Source organism: Bradyrhizobium sp. Crot121 (assembly GCF_059512385.1).
Genome location: NZ_JCAMOR010000013.1, coordinates 125663 through 144784, shown reverse-complemented (window position 1 = coordinate 144784; position 19122 = coordinate 125663). Strand labels below are relative to the sequence as shown.

The window sequence follows — 19122 nt, the reverse complement described above, 5'->3', positions numbered from 1 at the left end:
GCAGGGAAAGCCGGAATGCTTCGGTTGAACCTGTGGTCCTACCCCCGTGCTTTTTGTTGCACGGGACCCATGGGTGCGACCGGCACCCGGCTTTCCCTGCGCCCTCTGATATCGAGGAGGGTGGAAAGTGAAGCAAAACTCGGACGCAACGCGCCGCGAGAACGCGAACTCGCATCCCTCACGCTGTTTGACATTCAAATCCGACCCTGACGGCGGAGGAGAGCGCGCGACACAACGTGAGACCTATAGGGTGGGCAAAGCGAAGCGTGCCCACCATCCCGAGCGCGGCGCTGGATGGTGGGCACGGCGCAGGGGCGCCTTTGCCCACCCTACGGCCTCTCACAACTCCCGCGCATTCGAAAAGGCGAACGAACTCACCCGCCGCGTGTTCTCGTCCAGGATCAGCGTGCGCGTGATCGGCGGCTCGGCGCGCTGGGCGCAGTTCTCGCGCTCGCAGAGGCGGCAGTTGACGCCGATCGGCGTGCCCTCGGCCTTTTCGAGGTCCATACCGGCGGCGTAGACGAGGCGCGAGGCGTGGCGGATCTCGCAGCCAAGGCTGATGGCAAAGCGCGGCTGCGGCAGCGGATGCGGGGCGATCGGCCGGCGCACCATCTGCGCGATCGAGAAATAGCGCGTGCCGTCGGGGAGCTCGATCACCTGCTTGAGCAGGCGGTCCGGGGTGTCGAAAGTCGAATGCACGTTCCACAGCGGGCAGGTGCCGCCGAATTTCGAGAACGGAAACGTGCCGGAGGAGAAGCGCTTGGACACGTTGCCGGCATTGTCGACGCGCAGCATGAAGAACGGGACGCCGCGCGCGTTCGGCCGCTGCAGCGTGGTGAGGCGATGGCAGATCTGCTCGAAGCCGGCGTTGAAGCGCTGCGCCAGCACATGCACGTCATAGCTCAGCGCCTCCGCGGCGCTAAGGAAGGGCTGGTAGGGCATCATCACGGCGGCGGCGAAATAGTTCGCGAGCGTGATGCGGTAGAGCCGCCGCGCCGCATCGTCGAGCGGCCCGCCGCGACCGGCGATGGAATCGATGCTTGCTCCGCATTCGGCGAGCCCGATCTGCAGCGCGAGCTGGAAGGTGCGGCTCGGCGTGTCGACCAGCTCGGAGATCAGAAGCTGCCGGCGATGGCGGTCGAAGCGCCGCAGCGTTTCGCGCATCACGTCAACGGGCATGATCCGGGTCACGATCGAATGTTTTTCGCGCAACCGTGCCGAGAGCGCGGCGAACAGCCCGTCGGCCGCCACGTTCATTTCGTCGCGCAAATTCTCTGCCGCGGTCTCGAGTTCGGGGAAATAGTTGCGGTTGGCCTCGATCAGGTCGCGCACGCGCTCGATCGGATTGGCCTCGAAGCGGGCGCCTTCGTTGCGGTCGGCCATCTGGGCGGCGACCAAGGTCTCGCCGCGGCGCGCCTCGGTATAGGCGGCATAGAGCCGCTGCAGCGCGTGGGTCACGCCGGGGCAGAGTTCGGCGAGGTCACGCAGTTCCTGCTTGGGAACGTCGATCTGGCGGAACAACGGATCGGAGAAGATCTCGTTGAGCTCGGCGAAGAAGCGATCCTCGTCGGCGGTCGCAAGATCGCGCAGGTCGAGGTCGTAGGTCTCCGCCAGGCGGAGCAGGATCTGGGCCGTCACCGGGCGCTGGTTGCGCTCGATCAGGTTGACGTAGCTCGGGGAAATGCCGAGTCCCTCGGCGATCTGGGTCTGCGACAGCCCCAATTGCTGCCGGATCCGGCGGAAGCGTGGGCCGACAAACAGCTTTTTTCCGGGCTCGGCAGGCATGGCAGCGTTCCTGACCTATTTATTACAAAATTTACAAAATGACATTTCACACAAGAACAGATGTTACACGATATCACCATTCGAATGCAAGGTATCTGTACTAATTCAACCGCTTCGCGTTTAGCTCCTGACACGCATTTCGCAACGCACTGTCACGAATGTCGATCGAAGTACGAACGGCAAAGACAAGGATCACGGACATGAACTACCAGCCACGTGGGATCAGCGACCGGGCTATCCAGGGACCGGCTTCCTATCTGAGCGAGATTGAAGCCGCCGAAGCACTCCTCAAGACCAAGGACACGTGGAACGGTGTGACCGCCGAGGCCGTGGCGCGCATGCGGCTGCAGAACCGCTTCAAGACCGGCCTCGATATCGCCCGCTACACCGCGGCGCTGATGCGCGCCGACATGGCCGCCTATGACGGCGACCCCACCAAGTACACTCAGTCGCTGGGTTGCTGGCACGGCTTCATCGCCCAGCAGAAGCTGATTTCGGTGAAGAAGCATTTCGGCACGACCGATCGCCGTTATCTGTACCTGTCCGGCTGGATGATCGCCGCGCTCCGCTCCGAGTTCGGACCGCTGCCCGACCAGTCGATGCACGAGAAGACCTCGGTGCCGGCCCTGATCGAGGAGCTCTACACCTTCCTGCGTCAAGCGGACTCCCGCGAGCTGAACGATATCTTCCGCGCGCTCGACGCCGCCCGCAAGGAAGGCGACAAGGCCAAGGAAAAGGCGCTGATCGAGAAGATCGACAACTTCCAGACCCACGTCGTGCCCGTCATCGCCGACATCGATGCCGGCTTCGGCAACGCGGAAGCGACCTACCTGCTCGCCAAGAAGATGATCGAAGCGGGCGCCTGCGCCCTGCAGATCGAAAACCAGGTCTCGGACGAGAAGCAGTGCGGCCACCAGGACGGCAAGGTCACCGTGCCGCATGAGGTCTTCCTGGCGAAGATCCGCGCCTGCCGTCACGCCTTCCTTGAGCTCGGCGTCGAAGACGGCATCGTCGTGACCCGCACCGACTCGCTCGGCGCCGGCCTCACGCAACAGATCGCCGTGAGCCACAAGCCCGGCGATATCGGCGACCAGTACAACAGCTTCCTGGATTGCGAGGAAGTGACGGCCGCCAACGCTCGGAACGGCGATGTCATCATCAACCAGAACGGCAAGATGATGCGTCCGAAGCGGCTGCCCAGCAATCTCTATCAGTTCCGCCCCGGCACCGGCGAAGACCGCTGCGTGCTGGACTGCATCACCTCGTTGCAGAACGGCGCCGATCTGCTGTGGATCGAGACCGAGAAGCCGCATATCGAGCAGATCGCCAAGATGGTCGATCGGATCCGCAAGGTGGTCCCGAACGCGAAGCTGGCCTACAACAACTCGCCGTCGTTCAACTGGACGCTCAACTTCCGTTGGCAGGTCTACGATGCGATGAAGGAAGCCGGCAAGGACGTCAGCAAGTACAACCGTGCCGAGCTGATGAAGGCGGAATACGACGACACGCCGCTGGCAATCGAAGCCGACGAGCGCATCCGCACCTTCCAGGCCGATTCAGCCAAGCGTGCCGGCATCTTCCATCATCTGATCACGTTGCCGACCTATCACACGGCAGCTCTGTCGACGGATAATCTCGCAAGGGAGTATTTCGGCGAGCAGGGCATGCTTGGGTACGTGAAGAACGTTCAGCGCCAGGAGATCCGTCAGGGTATCGCCTGCGTCAAGCATCAGAACATGGCCGGCTCGGATATCGGCGACGATCACAAGGAATATTTCGCGGGCGAGGCCGCTCTGAAGGCGGGCGGCGTCCACAACACGATGAACCAGTTCGGCTAACGGTTGAATCGATCAGGAGACTATCATGACCACAGGCAGCAATTTCTGGGTGATCGGCGGTGAGTTCGGCTCGATGAACTTCCATAAGCTCGTCGAAGGCTCGGCCCAGGTCAAAGGTCCGTTCAAAACCCGCAAGGAAGCGGAGGACTGCTGGCGCGAAGTGTCGGAAGAGAACCGCCACAAGGCCGGCGTACGCTTCTCCATCGTGGAGGAGCCCTCCCGTGTCCCCGCCTGAGGCTGCCGACGGTCAAGCGTAGAAGAAGACGTCCAAGGACGGACGGCCCCATCCGGATTTCCGGGTGGGGCTGTCTGATTTCGGGACGCCCCTTTGGGGCCCCTTGGGGATAAGTCGCGCGATAACCCCTTGGGAACCAACGGCCTTTGCGGACGTAACGGTTACTGATAGGTTAATAGGCGTAGAACCCGTCAGGACGAGGCCGCAAGGGATGTCGGACGCCCAGAATACCGGCAATGCCGCCAGCGAGATGCGGCCGACGCTGCGCGAAGCCTTGCGCAAGGCGCGGATCGAGGCTGCGGACCGCACTGGCGTCGTCGTCGAACTGCGCGATGCCGAGGTCGCGCGGCTGGAAATCTTGAACGAGGCGCTTGATCCCTTGTTTGCGCAGGTGCCGGAAAAGGTCGATCTGTTCGACCGCGGCATCAGCCAGGGTGAGACGCCACGGCTGTGGATCGATGTCGTTGCCCATGTCGTGATGGGACGCGACAAGCGGGTCTACCGCTTCGTGCAGGACACTCGCTTCGGCCGCATCGTGCTCGCCGAATCGCATGATGTGCCTGTCATCGTCGATGCCGTCACCGACTATGTTGCCCGCCGCATAATCGAGCGCGAGCATGCGATGGTGGCGACGGCGAAGGTGGCGGAGCCCGTGCCCGCCGAGAAGCCGCGGCGCCGCCGCGGGTTCGGGATGTTCCTGCTCGGCTTCATCCTCGGCGCGCTCGCGCTGTTCGGCCTCGCGCTGTTCGCGAGCCTGGGCAATCTCTAGCAGCGTCACACCAGCCGCGTGTCGCTCAGACGCCCGACGCGCAAATCGTCGCCGATCCCGCGCACCACTTGCTCGCAGCGCCAGGCATTGCCGTCGCGCTCGATCGAAAACAGATTATACGCCGCCGCCGGATAGTGATGGCGCGGCAGCGCCGAAGCCGAGGGCGCGCCGATCGCCGGGATCTTGCCGCTGGGGCCGTCGAACCACATCGTGGAATGGATGTGGTCGTGGCCGTGCAGGATCAATTCCACGCCGTATCGCTTGATGAGATCGAGCAGCTTGTGCGAGTCGGTGAGCCGCTTGACGCGCGCATCCGAATGCAGGGGATGATGAACCAGCAGCACGCGGAAGGCACCTTCGGTCGACAACTCCGCCAGCATCCGCTCGAGCGCCGCGAGCTGCGCGTGGCCGAGCCATCCGGTCGCCATCAAGGGCGGCGTCGGCACCGCGGAGGATGTCCCGATCAGGGCCACCGGACCGCGCCGGCGCAGGAACGGAAACAATGCGGCGCCATCTGCGCCATCGCCGCGCAGATAGTCGGCGAAGGTCGTGGCGAAGCGATGCCGCGTCGCCCGCACATAGGCGTCGTGATTGCCGGGAACGACGGTCACGCGATCCGGCGGGCCGACGCTCTCGAGCCAGGCGCGCGCCGGCTTGAACTCCGTCTCCAGCGCCAGATTGACGAGATCGCCGGTAATCGCAATGTGATCCGGATGTTGCCCCTGCAAGTCCGCCACCAGCGCATCCAGCACCTCGCGCCGATGGTATTTGTGCCGGTTGCGGGTCCAGTTCAGATAGCCGAAGGCGCGCTTGCCTGCGAGGTCGCGCAGCCGCGCCACCGGCAGCGGCGGCAGATGCGGATCGGACAGATGCGCCAACCGAAACGCCGCCATCATTCCGTCCCTGTTGGCCTGTCCGTGATATACAGCCGCGGCATGGTTATTCCCTGATGGTCCGCATTCTATTGGCAAGCGGGCGGCTTCCGCGCAAGGATCAAACGTCGTTGTCGTTCCAGTCGAGGTTTTCGTGACGTTCCTGATGGATTTGCGCAAGCGCTACGAGCCGCAGCTCAGGCGGGTGTTCCATCTCTATTTTCGGCTGGCACGCGGCATGACGCTCGGCGTGCGTGCGGTCGTGCTTAACCACGAGAACAAGGTGTTCCTGGTCAAGCACAGCTATGTCAGCGGCTGGTATCTGCCGGGCGGAGGCGTCGAGGTCGGCGAGACGCTGATGGAAGCGCTGCGGCGTGAGCTCGAGGAGGAGGGGCGCATCGAGCTTGTGGGCGCCCCGGTGCTGCACGGTGTCTTCCTCAACAGCCACGTCTCCCGCCGCGACCATGTCGCGGTCTACGTCATCAGGCAGTACCGCCAGGACCGCCTGCCGGAGCCGAACCATGAGATCGTGGACACCGGTTTCTTCGATCCGGCGGCATTGCCCGCCGACACCACGCCCGGTACCCGCCTGCGGATCGCCGAAGTGCTCGATGGCGGGGCGCCGATCGCCACATGGCGCTAGCGACGGCTTGTGCTAGAAGACCCAACCTTGAAGATGGAACGCCGCGACAGGGGCCGGATGAAACAATTGAAAACCGCCTTCGGCGTCGTGTTGCTGCTGATCCTGATCAGCAACATCTGGACAATCTCGAAATGGAACGAAAGCCGCGGCGTCTACGATGACATCTGCTACCTCCGCCAGGCGCATCTGTTCCAGCGGTTCGGCGCCAGCGGCCTGGACACGAACGTCGTCAGGGATGACGACGGCTACACGCTGCGCAAACTCCAGGAGATCCACTTCCCGGATCCGGGCGATCCCGCGCGCTGGCCGTGCCACACCTTGACGGCGGCGTTGAACAAGGTCGTGCTGCAATATCCGCCGGGCACCGGCTTTGTGCTCGCGCTGTTTCCGTCGGGCTTCCAGGTGACTCCGCTCTATGCCGCCGCGTCGATCGCGATTTTCGCCGTCGCGCTGCTTGCCCTGGCCCGCGCTGCCACGCGTTCCGCTGTCGTGCTCGCCGGCCTGTTCGGTATCGTGGCGCTCTATTTGATGATCAACCCGAGCAAGGCAAGCTATTCCGTGGCGCCGACCATGATCGTCTGCGCGCTGACCGGATTCCTGACCGCGCGGCTGTTTGCGAGTAGCGGCGCACGTCGCATCCTGCTTGCCGCGTCGGTCGGCTTGTTGATCGGCCTTTCCGTCAATTTCCGTCTGCCGAACCTGTTTCTGTCGGCAGGCTATGCGGTGTTCTTCCTTATCGCCTTCCTGCGCGCACGGAACATGAACACCTTTTGGCAAGGTCTTTCGTTCGGCATCGCGTTCCTGATCGGCATGGCACCGACACTGATCGCGAATGCGATCAATGCGGGAAGCCCGTTCTCGACCACCTATGGCGGTGTCGACGCGGTGCCGCCGGCATTGGATGCGTCCGTCCTGCTGCAATATGTGCGAGATGCGCAATTCCCGCTGCTGCTGATTGCGATCGCCTGGGTGGTGGCGCTGTGGCGGTCAGGGGGGCGCGTGGCGACACGACAGATTGTCGCCGTGGTCGCGCTTAACCTCGTCATCAATCTGATCTTCTTCATGAGCCATCCCGTCTTCACGCCCTATTACGTGATCCCGATTGTCATGCTGTCATTGTGGACGTTGTTATTCGCTACCCTGGATCATTGGGCGCCGAAGCTCGCGGATGATTTTGGCGTGCCGCAAAAAGCGAGTGCCTGATGGTGAGCGAGGACGTCATGGCTCGGTCAGCGACGGTGGCGATGGCGGCGTCCGCATTGCGCGTCGCGGTGCTTGTGCCGTGTTTCAACGAGGAAGCGGCGATCGGCACTGTGGTTGCCGATTTCCGCAAGGCGCTGCCGGAGGCGCAGATCTTCGTCTATGACAACAACTCGCGCGACCGCACCGCCGAGATCGCGCGTGCCTCGGGTGCAGAGGTCCGCAGCGAGCGGCGCCAAGGCAAAGGACATGTGGTGCGGCGGATGTTCGCAGACGTCGATGCGGACATCTATGTTCTGGTCGATGGCGATGCGACCTATGACGCGCCGAGCGCCTCGCGCATGATCGAGACGCTGGTGAACGATCATCTCGACATGGTGGTCGGCGTCCGGATCGATCAATCCGCCGCCGCCTACAGAAGAGGCCACCGCACCGGCAACCGGATGTTGACCGGCTTCCTGTCCGCCGTGTTTGGCCACGCATTCCGCGACATCCTGTCCGGCTATCGGGTGTTCTCGCGCCGCTTCGTCAAGTCCTTTCCGGTGCTGTCGGACGGTTTCGAGATCGAGACCGAGCTCAGCGTCCATGCGCTGGAATTGGCATTGCCGGTCGGCGAGATCGAGACGCCCTATTATGCCCGGCCGGAGGGATCGGTCAGCAAGCTGAACACCTGGCGCGACGGGTTTCGGATTCTCGGAACCATCCTGAGGCTTTACCGTTCAGAGAAGCCGCTGCGGTTTTTCACCGGCATCGGCGTGGTCCTCGCGCTGATCTCGATCGTGCTGGCGATCCCGATCGTCATCACGTTCATCGAAGAGGGCATCGTGCCGCGGCTGCCGACGGCGGTGCTGTCGACCGGCCTCATGATCGTGGCGATGCTGTCGGTCTCATCAGGGCTGGTGCTTGACACGGTGACGCGCGGCCGCCGCGAGATGAAACTGCTCGCCTACCTGTCCCAGCCGGCTATTAACAAGAAATGACGCGGGCGATGGACCGCGCCCGATCCAGGTGCTATCCCGCGCATCACCATGAGTGATTTGTCGCTGACCATCCTGCCGGAAACGCCGAACGACGCCCAGGCGATCGAACGCCTGCATGAACGCACGTTCGGGCCGGGCCGTTTCGTGCTTAGCGCCTATCGGCTGCGCGAACATGTCGACCATCTGCTCGATCTGTCCTTCACCGCGCGCATCGGCACGCTCCTGGTCGGTTCGGTCAGGCAACTGCCCGTCATGATCGGCGACACGCCGGCGTTGATGCTGGGCCCATTGACCGTGGAGCCGCCTTTTCGTGACCGCGGCGTCGGCCGCGCGCTGCTCGACCGCGCGCTCTCCGATGCCAAGGCCAAAGGGCACCGCCTCGTGATCCTGGTCGGCGACGAGCCTTACTACAGCCGCGTCGGCTTCAAGGTGGTCCCGAAGGGCAGGGCGACCATGCCCGGCCCGGTCGATTACAACCGCCTGCTGGTGGCCGAACTGGTGGAGGGCGCCTTCGCCGACGTTTCCGGTCCGATCGGCCCCGATTGGAGCAAGGCACGGTAGAGGAAGTCACCGTGCTCTCCCTCTTCCGCAGCAAGCGAAAGAGGGAGAAGGAACCGGCTCAGAACTTCAGGTTCGCAAAGGCCCTGACGCCAATGCCGGGCAGCAGCACCTGGTCCTTGGTATAGGAGACGGAGTTGCGGATGTTCTCGTTGAGCAGGTTGTTGCCGACGAGGCCGACCGTCATCTCGCGTGCGCCGATCCAGGACTGGTCGAGCTTGGTGTTGTAGCTGACCTCCGCCTTTAGCAGGTTGTAGCCCGCCGTCGGCGTCTCCGCGATCGGAGCGACGTCGTTCTGTGCAAACGCGTGCAGCAGGTTGACCCGCATGAACCAGTTGGCGTCGCGCCAATAGACGCCGCCGCCGAGGCGCATCGGCGGGATGCGTGGCACGTTGGTGCCGTCGCTGAATGTGGCGCGGACGATGTCGAACTGGTTCTCGATGCCCCAGATGCCGCTATAGAGCGGCCCGATATCGAGCTGGCTCTGGAACTCGCCGCCGCGGAAGGTGGCGTTGCGCTGGGAATAGACCGCCTGGTTCAATTCACCGTCGGGCGCGCCGCAGGAATTGAAGTCCCCGTCACACATCACGCCGGTGAGCCGGCGAAAGATGAAATTGTCGAAATGGGTGTAGTAGGCGGTCGCCTCGAAACGGAACGGCCCGGTCGCCTTGCGCAGGCCAATCTCGACCGATTTCGCGGTCTCGATCGTCAGGTTTGGATTGCCGATATCGAAGGTGGCGGTGGCGTCATGCGGCCCGCGCGAAAACAGTTCGGCGGGTTTGGGCGCGCGCTCGACATATTGCGCGGTGATGCTGCCGACGAGATCGTAGGGCAGGTTCTGGATCAACCCGATGCTGCCGCTTTTCGGCGTAAAGGACGGATTGCGGGCGATGTTGAACTGCGGATTGCCGTCGGGCAGGAAGTCGGGTGGGAAATTCGGCGTCGAGCCGTGCAACTCGACATGCTCGATACGGCCGGCGATCTGCGCTTTGGTCGTCTCGGAGAATTTGAACTCGTTGAAGACGTAGCCGGCGATACGGTTGTTGTTGTTCGGATTCCACAGGCCGTTGAATAGCGAACCGGGATCGTCCGGGCTCGGAGCGGTCAATTCCTGGTGGCCGCCCTGCAGGCCGAACGCGGTGGTCACCTCGGCAAAGCGCGCGTTGAACGGCATCAACTGAACCTCGACGCGGGCCTCCTGCTCCTTGTTGGTGAAGGTCTGGCGTACGCCGTCGCTGAAGGGATTGGCTGGATCCGCCAGCCCAAGCTCGTTGTGTCTGTAGTCGGTCGCGCCGGCCCAGAGACGGATTGCGTCGATGGCCGCGGCATCCGGCCGGTATTCGCCTTTCATGGTGATCTTGGTCTGATGTGCGTCGATCCGGGTCTGATGGTCGGCGCCGTCGATACCAGGGATGTGATAAAGTGTATCGTTTTGGGTGATTGCGGCGCCGATGAAGCCGCCATTGAAGATATACGAGCCGCCGATCGAGGCACCATCCGCCTGCATGGCCGAGTTCGGCTGGCGGTAGTTCACCGGTCTTGAGTGGTCGAACAAGTAGGGATAGCTCGGGATGTCGTAATCGCCGGCCTTGCGACCAAAGGCGTCGGCGTGAAAAGCGAAATTGCCTGCGCCGGTATCGAGCAGGATGCCGCCGTCGACGCCACGGTCGGCGGAGTTCACCGCTGTTCGCGTCTCGACGTTCACGCAAGGTGACGAAGGCGCGCCGGCCAGCGGCGCTTTCGCCGGCAGGCCGTAGGTTTGGAACGGCGGGGCCGCGCATGAGGGAAGGGCGTCCGGAATGCGGTTGTTGGTCGCGCTGACGATGCCTCCGATCGAAGTCGAGCCGTAACGCATCGCCGCCGGACCACGAATGACCTCGACCTGGTTGGTGGCGAGCGGATCAACCGGCACGTAATGATCCTCACCGAGATCCGAGGCGCCGCCGGCGTTATTGCCGTTCTCGATGATCCCAACGCGATTGACGTCGAGACCTCGGATAATCGGCCGGCTCGAAGCGCCCGGCGCAAAGGTTGAGCCGGTGATGCCCGGTTTGGAAAACAGGAGGTCACCGAGCTGTGCGGTGCCCTCGCGGCGAATTTCCTCGTTCGGCACCACGGTGACCGTTGCGAACTGATCGGTCACGACCTGCAGCACCCCTTGCTGTGGCGCTGGCGGCGCGGCCGGCGCGGGCTGCGGTTGTTGGGCTACGCGCTCGCGATTGCGGCCGGGCGTGCTGCGCGCGGCGCGAACGGGGGCGCGCGCCGGAGCAACGGCCCGGTGGCGCCGCACGATCGGACTTGGTGCCGTCACGTTGATGTCAGGCAGTTGCGTTGCCGGCGCCGCTGCGGGTGCATCCTGAGCGATCGCGCCGCTGCCGAGCGCACATAGTACCAGCCAGCTCGCTCCACCGATGTGGAAGGCTCGTTTTTTCTTGAATCCCATTTTCCTGATCCTGATGTCGTCGGCCGAGCCGACGGACCCGATTGCGATGTGCTTCGCATCTCGCTTGAGCAGCGGGCGTGCGAAGGCGGTTCGGTCAATCGATCAGGAGAGGGGTGGCGCGCGCGACTGGAACGCTCGATGGGCGGTGCCGAGATAGGCGAAGCCGGCTTCGGTGGTGAGCTGGAGAAGTTCGATCGCCTGCGGCAGCAACAGCACCGGAGACGTTGCGAACAGCATACCGTGCGCCATCGTGATGACGGCGCAGATGGCGCAGCCGTCGGCGGGCTGCTGATGGTTATCCTGGTGCGGAGATTGTTGCTGGGGCGCGGACAGGCTCGCCGCGTCCGTGACCACGAGGTCCGCAGCACGAAGGAAGTCGGTCTGCGATGTCGCGGTCTGGAGAGCGGGAGCGGCCTGCGCCGGATGGAAGTGGCCGAACGACAGCACAAACTGGACGGCGAGCGCGAACAGCGCCAGCCGCGCGCCAAGTTTGACGTGTTTTCGAATCCACTTCACGAATCTATGCCCACCCCCGGGGGACGGCCTACCCTGACCGGCCCGATGTTACATTATAACATCGGAAGGAGATGGCGGTGTCAACCGCGGCTCGGGCGAGCGTCGCGCGATCAGTTGAGGCTGTGTGATTGTTGCAACGGCGCGGACGATAGACCCTCATGGCGAGGAGGCGCATAGCGCCGTCTCGAACATGAGGCCCTGATCTCACTCGGAGCCCATCCCTCGAGACGCCGCTTCGCGGCTCCTCGGGATGAGGGGAGACCGTGGCCGATTTCGCCTACCGCCCCTCGCGGAGCCACGTCGCGGCGAAGGCGCCGAGCAGCAGCAACAGGCCAATCAGCCCTGCGAACATCGGCAGCACGCCGACGCCCTTGACGACGCTGGCGTCGCGCATCCTGACGCCCATCCAGCCCTCGCCGCGGAACACGCTCGACGCACGGACCGGCACGATGCGGGGCATGTCGAGGCTGCTGCCGTCGACCACGCGGCGGGCGTCGCCGCCTGTTGCCTGCGCCAGCGGCTTCAGCATCTCGGTCGTGGAGGTCACTTCCGAGAATTCCTTCGGGTTGGTCGGACCGACATTGACCAGCGCCTTCAGCGTGCCGTCGGTCGCCTGCCACAGGCCGAGCTCGTTGGCGGGCAGCGTCGCCTTCCATTCGCCCGGCTCGCCCTGGGTCAGCGTCATCTCGCGCGTGGCGCCGCTTGGCGAGGTCACGGTGACCGGCGGGACGCTGTCGCCCATGGTCTGGCGCACCACGGAGAGATCGCGGCCCTGGAGCTGCAGCCGCAACGCTTCCTCGTCCAGATCGGGCTGCTTCATCAGCCAGTGCGACATCCGCCTGAGCAGGTCGAGATGCGGACCGCCGCCCTCATAGCCGCGCGCCCACAGCCAGATGTGGTCGGAGAGCAGTAGCGCGACGCGGCCCTCGCCGAAGCGCGACAGCAGCAGCAGAGGCTTGCCGTCGGCGCCGGTCATCACGGGCTGACCGATGGCGTTGCGCGTGTCGACGGTACGGAAGAAGCGGCTCCAATGCGGCGGCTCGCTGTTCGAGCCTTCCAGCCCGCGCGTCACCGGGTGGCGCTTTCCGGCGTCGGAGAGATGTGCATAGAACGGCTTCTCGGTGACGCCGACGGGTTCGGCCGGGAGTACCGAGTCGAGCGGCGTACGCCAGATGCTGGTGGTGGATGCATAGTCCGGACCGGCGGAGACCAGCACCGCGCCCCCCGCGCGGACGTAGCGCGCGATATTGTCGAAATAGGCGATCGGCAGCACGCCCTGGCGGGCATAGCGGTCGAAGATGATGAGCTGGAACTCGTTGATCTTCTGCTGGAACAGCTCGCGGGTCGGAAACGCGATCAGCGACAATTCATTGATCGGCGTGCCGTCCTGCTTTTCCGGCGGACGCAAAATGGTGAAATGCACGAGGTCGACGCTGGCGTCGGACTTCAGCAGGTTACGCCAGGTGCGCTCGCCGGAATGCGGCTCACCCGAGACGAGCAGCACACGCAGCTTGTCGCGCACGCCGTCAATCGCAACCACCGCGCGGTTGTTGACCAGCGTCAGTTCATTGTCGAGCGGAGATGCCTCGATCTCGACGATATTGGGTCCGGCATGCTTGATATCGATGTCGACATTGGCGGTCTGGCCGCTCTGCAGCGTACGCTCGTTGATCACCTCGCCGTCGCGGCGCACGGTGATCCTGGCGCTCTGGCCGGTCACGCCCTGGTCGTCGAGCCGGTAGGTGATGGTCTGGGTCTGGCCGACGATGCCGAAGCGCGGCGCGGCCGAAATTGCAATCCGTCGATCACGCTCGTCCTTGCGTCCGGTGATCAACGCGTGCACCGGCGCCTGGAAGCCGAGGCCGGCGGCATTGGCCGGGATGTCGTGCACACGGCCGTCGGTGATCAGGAAGGCACCGGCGACACGGTCGACCGGAACGTCCGACAATGCGGAGGACAATGCGCCGAACAGCTTGGTGCCGTCGGTCTCGCCGTCGGCCTGGCCGGCGTCGACGACGCGCACTTCCAGGCCCTTGATCTTCTTCAGGCTGTCGACCAAGGCCTCCTGCGCCTTCGCGGTCTCCTGGTTGCGCGTGCCGAAATTCTGGCTCGGGCTCTTGTCGATCACGACGGCGGCGACCGAGGATAAGGGTTCACGGTCCTCGCGGGTGAAGGAGGGGTTGGCAAGCGCGAGCAAAATGAGCGCCAGCGCCGCGACGCGTATCCATGCGCCGCGCGTGCGCGACAGCAGGAGCAGTGCCGCCATGACGACGATCGCCGCAAGCCCGATCCACAGCACGAGCGAGGGCACCAGCGGCGTGAAGGCAATGCCGTAATTCATAATGCGAACCTATCCGCATCGTCATGCCCGGGCTTGTCCCGGGCATCCACGTTCTTCGTGCCGAGTGGCGAGGCGTGGATGGCCGGGACAAGCCCGGCCATGACGGCGTGTGCGTGGTGAATGTCCCAGCGTATCATGCGCATCATTGTCCCAGCCGCTCGATCAGGGCCGGCGCGTGCACCTGGTCGGCCTTGTAGTTGCCGGTCAGCGTATACATCACGATGTTGACGCCGGCGCGGAAGGCGAATTCGCGCTGGCGCGGCTCGCCGGGGGTGAGCGGCAACATCGCCTGGCCGTCGGGCCGGATCGCCCAGGCGCCGGCGAGATCGTTGGAGGTGATGATGATCGGCGAGACGCCGTCGCCGCCGCGGGCGGGACGCTGTGCGGCCTCGTCATCGTCTTCGCGCGGCAATGTCTCGACCCAGGTCTGGCCCGAAGTGAAGCGGCCGGGGAAGTCGCGCAACAGGTAGAACGTCTTGGTCAGCACGTGCTCACGCGGCACCGGCTCGAGCTCGGGCACGTCGAGCGAGGACAGGATCTCGCGCAGCGCCTGCATGCCCGGCGTCTGCGAGCCGCCATTGTCGCCGGGCGGCACCTCGACGGCGTCGCGGGTGTCGAACAGCACGGTGCCGCCCTGCTTCATATAGGCGTCGATCTTGTTGATCGCGTCCTGCGGAGGCTTTGGCGCGCCGGGCACGATCGGCCAGTAGATCAGCGGGAAGAAGGCGAGTTCGTCGCGCGCGGGGTCGACGCCGACGGGATCGCCGGCTTCCAGCGCGGTGCGTTGCGCCAGGAACAGTGTCAGCCCGGACATGCCGGCTTTCACGATGGAGTCGACGTCGGCATTGCCGGTGACGACATAAGCGAGCCGCGTCTGCGAAACCGCCTTCATGGCGAAGTCGTCGCTGTTCTCGGCGCGCGTGGCGGACGGCGCCATCGATGCCAGCAGGAAGGCGAGCGCCAGCGCCGCAGGTGCCGCGCGCCGCCGCCACAGCGCGGCAAGGCCGGCGCCGAGCATGGCCACCACGATGGCATCGAGCAGGAACAGGCCGAGCGCCGATGACAGCAGGATGCCGCGGAGGTCGCGTGGCTCGGCATTGGTGTAGCTCGCCCGCCGTGCACGCAGGGCAGACGTGTCGAGCGGGGCGATGCGGTCGGCGGTCGCCAGCGTGTTGACGGCGATCGGGGCGTCAGCCGGGCCGTAGAGGCCGGGCGGGTGATCCGGTGTCGCGCGGTCGCGATAGTCGGCCAGCATTGGTTTGGCGGTCGACGGCGGCGGACCGAACGCGCCAAAGCCATCCAGCGTGCGGAGCGGCGCCACGGTCTCGGCCTTGGCTTCGCCGGCCACTCCAGCACCAGGCGTCGAGGTGTAGCCGGACATGTCGACCAGCCGCCGCAGCATCTCGACGAAAGTGCCGGACATCGGCAGGTCCGACCAGCGCGAGTCCGCGCCGACGTGGAACAGGCTGACCACGCCCTTGCCGCGATGCTCGCCGGTGACGAGCGGCGTGCCGTCTTCCAGCGACGCCCAGCTCTTGGTGGCGAGCACGGCATCCGGCTCGGCCAGCACCTGCCGGCTCACGGTAACGTCCTTCGGCACTGGAAGACCGGCGAACGGGCCCTCGGCCGTGAACGACGCTAGATGCTGTGGCTTCTCCCAGGTCAGGCTGCCGCCGAGGACGCGGCCACCGCGGCGCAGCTTCACCGGCACTAGATCGTCATCGGCTTGCGCCAGCCGTGGGCCGGCGAAACGCACCAGCACGCCGCCCTGGTCGATCCAGGCATTCAGCCGCTCGCGGATATCCGGCGACAGCGTGCCGACATCGGCCATCACGATCATCGGCAGCCGCTGGTCGAGGAATTGGGCGATCGCCTGCTGAGGCGCGCCGCGGTCGCCAAGACGCACATCGGCGAATGGCGACAATGCGCGGGAAAGGTAGAAGGTCGAGGCGAGCAGCGGCTGCGCGGTGTCGTTGGTCGCGCCGGAGACGACGCCGACCGCACGGCGCCGCCACCTCTTGTCGAGGAGCTGCACCGCGCCGGCGGAGCGCTCGCCTGATATCTCCAGCCGGGCGATGTCGTTGCGCAGTTCGACCGGGAGATCGAACGATGCCTCGGTCTCGCGATCCTGCGGCGCGAAGGCGTAGCGCGCCTCGCCGATCGGCGAGCCCTTGGCATCCAGCGCGCGAACCGTCCCGGAAGTGATGCCGGTCTCGGTGCGCAGGACCTTCACGGTCATCTTGGCCGCGGCGTTCTCGGCGGCAACGAGCGCCTGCGCGGACGGCGCACCGCCCTCGTAGATCGTCAGCGTGCGGTTTTCGACCAGCTTGCCGAGCCCTTCGGTGAATTCTGTGCCGCGCCCGGTGTCGACGCCGTCGGACAGCCAGGCGATCTCGGCATCGCCGGTGGCTTTCAGGAACCGATCGATCACCGGCAGCGTGTCGACGCGGTCGATCGAATAGGGCTTCGGCGCGAGCTGCCGTAGCGCGACGCGCGCGGTGCCGGCCGGCATCAGCGTGATGTCGCGCGCGGGCTCCGACAGCGGCACCAGCGCTATGCCGCGGCGGTCATTGTCCGCACTGGCGATCAGTTCGTCGGCGGCCCTGATCCGGGCGTCCCAGCTCGAGGCCGAGCTCCAGCCGTCGTCGAGCAGGATCACGAGCGGCGCCTTGGAGGATGCAAGCCCGGTCTGCGGATTCCAGATCGGCCCGGCCGCGGCGAAGATGACGAGCGCGGCGGCGAGGAGGCGCAGCAGCGTCAGCCACCATGGCGTGCGCGAGGGCGTTTCTTCCCTGGGCTGGATGTCGAACAGCAATCTGGTCGGCGGAAATTCGATACGCCGCGGCCGTGGCGGCATCACGCGGAGCAGCCACCAAAGGGCCGGCAGGCTCAGAAGGCCGAGCAGCAGCATCGGTTCGGCAAAGGACAGCGGCAGGCCTGCGATCATGCGCCGAGACCCACTTTGACGGTGGACCGTACGCTGGCCTTGCTCACCGTCATGCCGTTATGCAGGAACAATAGCAGCTCCGCCGCGGAACGGCTGGTGGTATGGGTCGAGAACAACCAGTCGAGCCGGTTGGTCTCGGCGCGGATCTCGTCACGATGCAGCGCGACGCGCGCGACATAGTCGCTGGCCCAGCTCTCGGCGCGGCCCGCGGTAATCGCAGTGCCCGCTTCGGGTTCGACGAATTCAACGCGGCCGGAATAGGGGAAGGTTTCCTCGGCGGGATCGACGACCTGGATCACCGTGCCGTGCGCGCCCGAGGCCGACAGCCCGGCGAGCGTGGTTCGGATTTCCGAAATGGGTGACCAGAAGTCCGACAGCACCACGATCTCGGAAAGCGCCGACGGCACAAAGGACGGCGGCAGGCTGGCCCGGGTCGCATCGTCATGCAGCATCGCCTGCGCCATCTTGTCGATGACCGTGCGGCTCGCGGTCGGGTTCATCAGGCCGGGAATGCCGACGCGTTCGCCGCCGGCGACCAATAACTCGGCCAGCGCAAAGGCGACGATCAGGCCGCGCTCGAGCTTGGAATCGCGCGCCTGCTTGGACGCGAACGCCATCGACGGCGAGCGGTCGGGCCAGATCCAGACAGTGTGCGCCGCCTCCCACTCCTGCTCGCGGACGTAAAGATGATCGTCGCGCGCCGAGCGCCGCCAGTCGACATTCTGCGACGGCTCGCCGGAGACGAAGCGGCGATATTGCCAGAAGCTCTCGCCGGCGCCTGCGCGGCGGCGGCCGTGCAAGCCATGGATGACGTTGTTGGCAATGCGGCGGGCCTCGAGCACCAGGCGCGGCAGCGACGCGGCGAGCGATCGGCTTTCGCCATCGGCACGTCGGACTGCGAGGATCTCCTCGTCCAGGCGCTTGTTCTCCGCGGCCATCAAGCGATCCGCGTCTTCAATTGCTTGATCACGTCAGGAATGGTGCGGCCTTCGGCGCGCGCAGTGAACGTCAGCGCCATGCGGTGCTTGAGCACGGGTTCGGCGAGATCGAGCACGTCGTCGATCGAGGGCGCGAGCCGCCCGTCGAGCAGGGCGCGGGCGCGGACGGCGAGCATCAAGGCCTGGCTGGCGCGCGGGCCCGGTCCCCAGGCGATCAGCTTCTCGCCTTCCGGGTTGGGCCGCGCGGCGCGCACCAGCGACAGGATGGCGTCGACGACGGAATCGCCGACCGGCAGCCTTCGCACCAGTCGTTGCGCGCTGAGCAGCAGTTCCGCGTTCATCGCAGCCTTCGCCAGCGTTTCTTCCGCGCCGGTGGTTTCGAACAGGATGCGACGTTCGGCCTCACGGTCGGGGTAGTCGACATCGATCTCCATCAGGAAACGGTCGAGTTGCGCTTCGGGCAGCGGATAGGTGCCTTCCTGTTCCAGCGGGTTCTGCGTCGCCAGCACATGGAATGGCTTGGGAAGGTCATGGCGGGCGCCTGCAACCGTGATGTGCTGCTCCTGCATGGCTTGCAGCAGCGCCGATTGGGTGCGCGGGCTGGCGCGGTTGATCTCATCCGCCATCAGAAGCTGCGCGAATACCGGACCTGCGATAAAGCGGAACGAGCGCTTGCCCGTGTTGCTCTCGTCCAGCACCTCCGCGCCGAGGATATCCGACGGCATCAGGTCCGGGGTGAACTGGATGCGCTTCGTGTCGAGGCCGAGCGTGATGCCGAGCGTCTCCACGAGCTTGGTCTTGGCAAGGCCGGGAACCCCGATCAGCAGCGCATGCCCGCCGGAAAGGATCGTCACCAAGGTATTCTCGATCACCCGGTCCTGGCCGAAAATAACCGTGGAAATCGCCTCTTTCGCCGTACGGATCTGGCCGGCAACCTGCTCGGCCGAGCGGACGATCACGTCTTCCAGTTTTTCGACACTGTCTGCACCAGCCATTCCGTGCTCCTATCGACGGCGCAACCTTCACATCGTCACGCCATGGGCCCCAAGCTAAGCAT

15 protein-coding genes are annotated in these 19122 nt (G+C 65.1%); 7 read left to right on the top strand and 8 right to left on the bottom strand.

Annotation, left to right across the window (positions count from 1 at the left end):
• Positions 1–339: 339 nt before the first annotated feature.
• Positions 340–1785, bottom strand: a complete 1446-nt coding sequence (locus AC5ZGW_RS14925; RefSeq protein WP_130231665.1) for a helix-turn-helix domain-containing protein — start codon at positions 1783–1785, stop codon at positions 340–342.
• 200 nt (positions 1786–1985) lie between these two features.
• Between AC5ZGW_RS14925 and AC5ZGW_RS14920 the strand changes: the two genes are divergently transcribed.
• The 3 genes from AC5ZGW_RS14920 (at position 1986) to AC5ZGW_RS14910 (ending at position 4627) form a co-directional block, all read left to right on the top strand.
• Positions 1986–3623 carry an isocitrate lyase gene (locus AC5ZGW_RS14920; protein ID WP_130231663.1) on the top strand — a complete coding sequence of 546 codons (1638 nt, stop codon included), beginning with the start codon at positions 1986–1988 and terminating at the stop codon, positions 3621–3623.
• Positions 3624–3648: 25 nt separating this feature from the next.
• Positions 3649–3858, top strand: coding sequence for a DUF4170 domain-containing protein (locus tag AC5ZGW_RS14915; RefSeq protein ID WP_028167478.1), 210 nt, complete (start codon positions 3649–3651; stop codon positions 3856–3858).
• Between the two features lie 211 nt (positions 3859–4069).
• Positions 4070–4627, top strand: a complete 558-nt coding sequence (locus AC5ZGW_RS14910; RefSeq protein WP_130231161.1) for a hypothetical protein — start codon at positions 4070–4072, stop codon at positions 4625–4627.
• 5 nt (positions 4628–4632) lie between these two features.
• Here the strand turns inward: AC5ZGW_RS14910 and AC5ZGW_RS14905 are convergent, their stop codons facing one another.
• Positions 4633–5520: a metallophosphoesterase family protein gene (locus AC5ZGW_RS14905; RefSeq protein ID WP_130231163.1), complete on the bottom strand. Its 888-nt coding sequence runs from the start codon at positions 5518–5520 to the stop codon at positions 4633–4635.
• Positions 5521–5665: 145 nt separating this feature from the next.
• On the opposite strand from AC5ZGW_RS14905, the gene AC5ZGW_RS14900 reads away from it, so the two are divergent.
• Genes AC5ZGW_RS14900 through AC5ZGW_RS14885 form a run of 4 tightly spaced genes read left to right on the top strand, consistent with a single transcriptional unit; the run spans position 5666 to position 8883 of the window.
• The gene (locus tag AC5ZGW_RS14900) at positions 5666–6142 is read left to right on the top strand and encodes an NUDIX domain-containing protein (protein ID WP_035691794.1); all 477 of its coding nucleotides are present in this window, start codon (positions 5666–5668) and stop codon (positions 6140–6142) included.
• 57 nt (positions 6143–6199) lie between these two features.
• A complete protein-coding gene (locus AC5ZGW_RS14895; protein ID WP_130231165.1) occupies positions 6200–7345 on the top strand; it encodes a hypothetical protein in 1146 nt (381 codons plus the stop codon).
• A gap of 17 nt (positions 7346–7362) precedes the next feature.
• Positions 7363–8322 (top strand): glycosyltransferase family 2 protein, encoded by a 960-nt coding sequence (locus AC5ZGW_RS14890; RefSeq protein WP_474419221.1) that lies wholly within the window; start codon positions 7363–7365, stop codon positions 8320–8322.
• 48 nt (positions 8323–8370) lie between these two features.
• A complete protein-coding gene (locus AC5ZGW_RS14885; RefSeq protein ID WP_028167472.1) occupies positions 8371–8883 on the top strand; it encodes a GNAT family N-acetyltransferase in 513 nt (170 codons plus the stop codon).
• A gap of 58 nt (positions 8884–8941) precedes the next feature.
• On the opposite strand, the gene AC5ZGW_RS14880 is transcribed toward AC5ZGW_RS14885, so the two are convergent.
• From AC5ZGW_RS14880 to AC5ZGW_RS14855, 6 genes are all read right to left on the bottom strand, one after another.
• Positions 8942–11323, bottom strand: a complete 2382-nt coding sequence (locus AC5ZGW_RS14880; RefSeq protein WP_474419222.1) for a TonB-dependent receptor — start codon at positions 11321–11323, stop codon at positions 8942–8944.
• Positions 11324–11425: 102 nt separating this feature from the next.
• A complete protein-coding gene (locus AC5ZGW_RS14875) occupies positions 11426–11839 on the bottom strand; it encodes a DUF2946 family protein (protein ID WP_130228180.1) in 414 nt (137 codons plus the stop codon).
• A 277-nt stretch (positions 11840–12116) separates the two neighbouring features.
• On the bottom strand, positions 12117–14180 hold the full coding sequence (locus AC5ZGW_RS14870) for a hypothetical protein (RefSeq protein ID WP_130228181.1): 2064 nt from the start codon (positions 14178–14180) through the stop codon (positions 12117–12119).
• A gap of 142 nt (positions 14181–14322) precedes the next feature.
• Positions 14323–17127 (bottom strand): DUF4159 domain-containing protein, encoded by a 2805-nt coding sequence (locus AC5ZGW_RS14865; RefSeq protein WP_496113929.1) that lies wholly within the window; start codon positions 17125–17127, stop codon positions 14323–14325.
• Entirely contained in the window at positions 17124–18065 is a 942-nt protein-coding gene (locus AC5ZGW_RS14860; protein WP_028167467.1) for a DUF58 domain-containing protein, read from the bottom strand. Before AC5ZGW_RS14860 ends, AC5ZGW_RS14865 begins: the two co-directional genes overlap by 4 nt.
• On the bottom strand, positions 18065–19060 hold the full coding sequence (locus AC5ZGW_RS14855; RefSeq protein ID WP_028167466.1) for an AAA family ATPase: 996 nt from the start codon (positions 19058–19060) through the stop codon (positions 18065–18067). The genes AC5ZGW_RS14860 and AC5ZGW_RS14855 overlap by 1 nt, the downstream gene beginning before the upstream one ends.
• Positions 19061–19122 lie beyond the last annotated feature (62 nt).

Excerpts from the sequence above, each read along its gene's own strand:
- AC5ZGW_RS14925 (WP_130231665.1), bottom strand. The coding sequence starts at position 1,785 with ATGCCTGCCGAGCCCGGAAAAAAGCTGTTTGTCGGCCCACGCTTCCGC.
- AC5ZGW_RS14920 (WP_130231663.1), top strand. The coding sequence starts at position 1,986 with ATGAACTACCAGCCACGTGGGATCAGCGACCGGGCTATCCAGGGACCG.
- AC5ZGW_RS14915 (WP_028167478.1), top strand. The coding sequence starts at position 3,649 with ATGACCACAGGCAGCAATTTCTGGGTGATCGGCGGTGAGTTCGGCTCG.
- AC5ZGW_RS14910 (WP_130231161.1), top strand. The coding sequence starts at position 4,070 with ATGTCGGACGCCCAGAATACCGGCAATGCCGCCAGCGAGATGCGGCCG.
- AC5ZGW_RS14905 (WP_130231163.1), bottom strand. The coding sequence starts at position 5,520 with ATGGCGGCGTTTCGGTTGGCGCATCTGTCCGATCCGCATCTGCCGCCG.
- AC5ZGW_RS14900 (WP_035691794.1), top strand. The coding sequence starts at position 5,666 with ATGGATTTGCGCAAGCGCTACGAGCCGCAGCTCAGGCGGGTGTTCCAT.
- AC5ZGW_RS14895 (WP_130231165.1), top strand. The coding sequence starts at position 6,200 with ATGAAACAATTGAAAACCGCCTTCGGCGTCGTGTTGCTGCTGATCCTG.
- AC5ZGW_RS14890 (WP_474419221.1), top strand. The coding sequence starts at position 7,363 with ATGGCTCGGTCAGCGACGGTGGCGATGGCGGCGTCCGCATTGCGCGTC.
- AC5ZGW_RS14885 (WP_028167472.1), top strand. The coding sequence starts at position 8,371 with ATGAGTGATTTGTCGCTGACCATCCTGCCGGAAACGCCGAACGACGCC.
- AC5ZGW_RS14880 (WP_474419222.1), bottom strand. The coding sequence starts at position 11,323 with ATGGGATTCAAGAAAAAACGAGCCTTCCACATCGGTGGAGCGAGCTGG.
- AC5ZGW_RS14870 (WP_130228181.1), bottom strand. The coding sequence starts at position 14,180 with ATGAATTACGGCATTGCCTTCACGCCGCTGGTGCCCTCGCTCGTGCTG.
- AC5ZGW_RS14865 (WP_496113929.1), bottom strand. The coding sequence starts at position 17,127 with ATGATCGCAGGCCTGCCGCTGTCCTTTGCCGAACCGATGCTGCTGCTC.
- AC5ZGW_RS14860 (WP_028167467.1), bottom strand. The coding sequence starts at position 18,065 with ATGGCCGCGGAGAACAAGCGCCTGGACGAGGAGATCCTCGCAGTCCGA.
- AC5ZGW_RS14855 (WP_028167466.1), bottom strand. The coding sequence starts at position 19,060 with ATGGCTGGTGCAGACAGTGTCGAAAAACTGGAAGACGTGATCGTCCGC.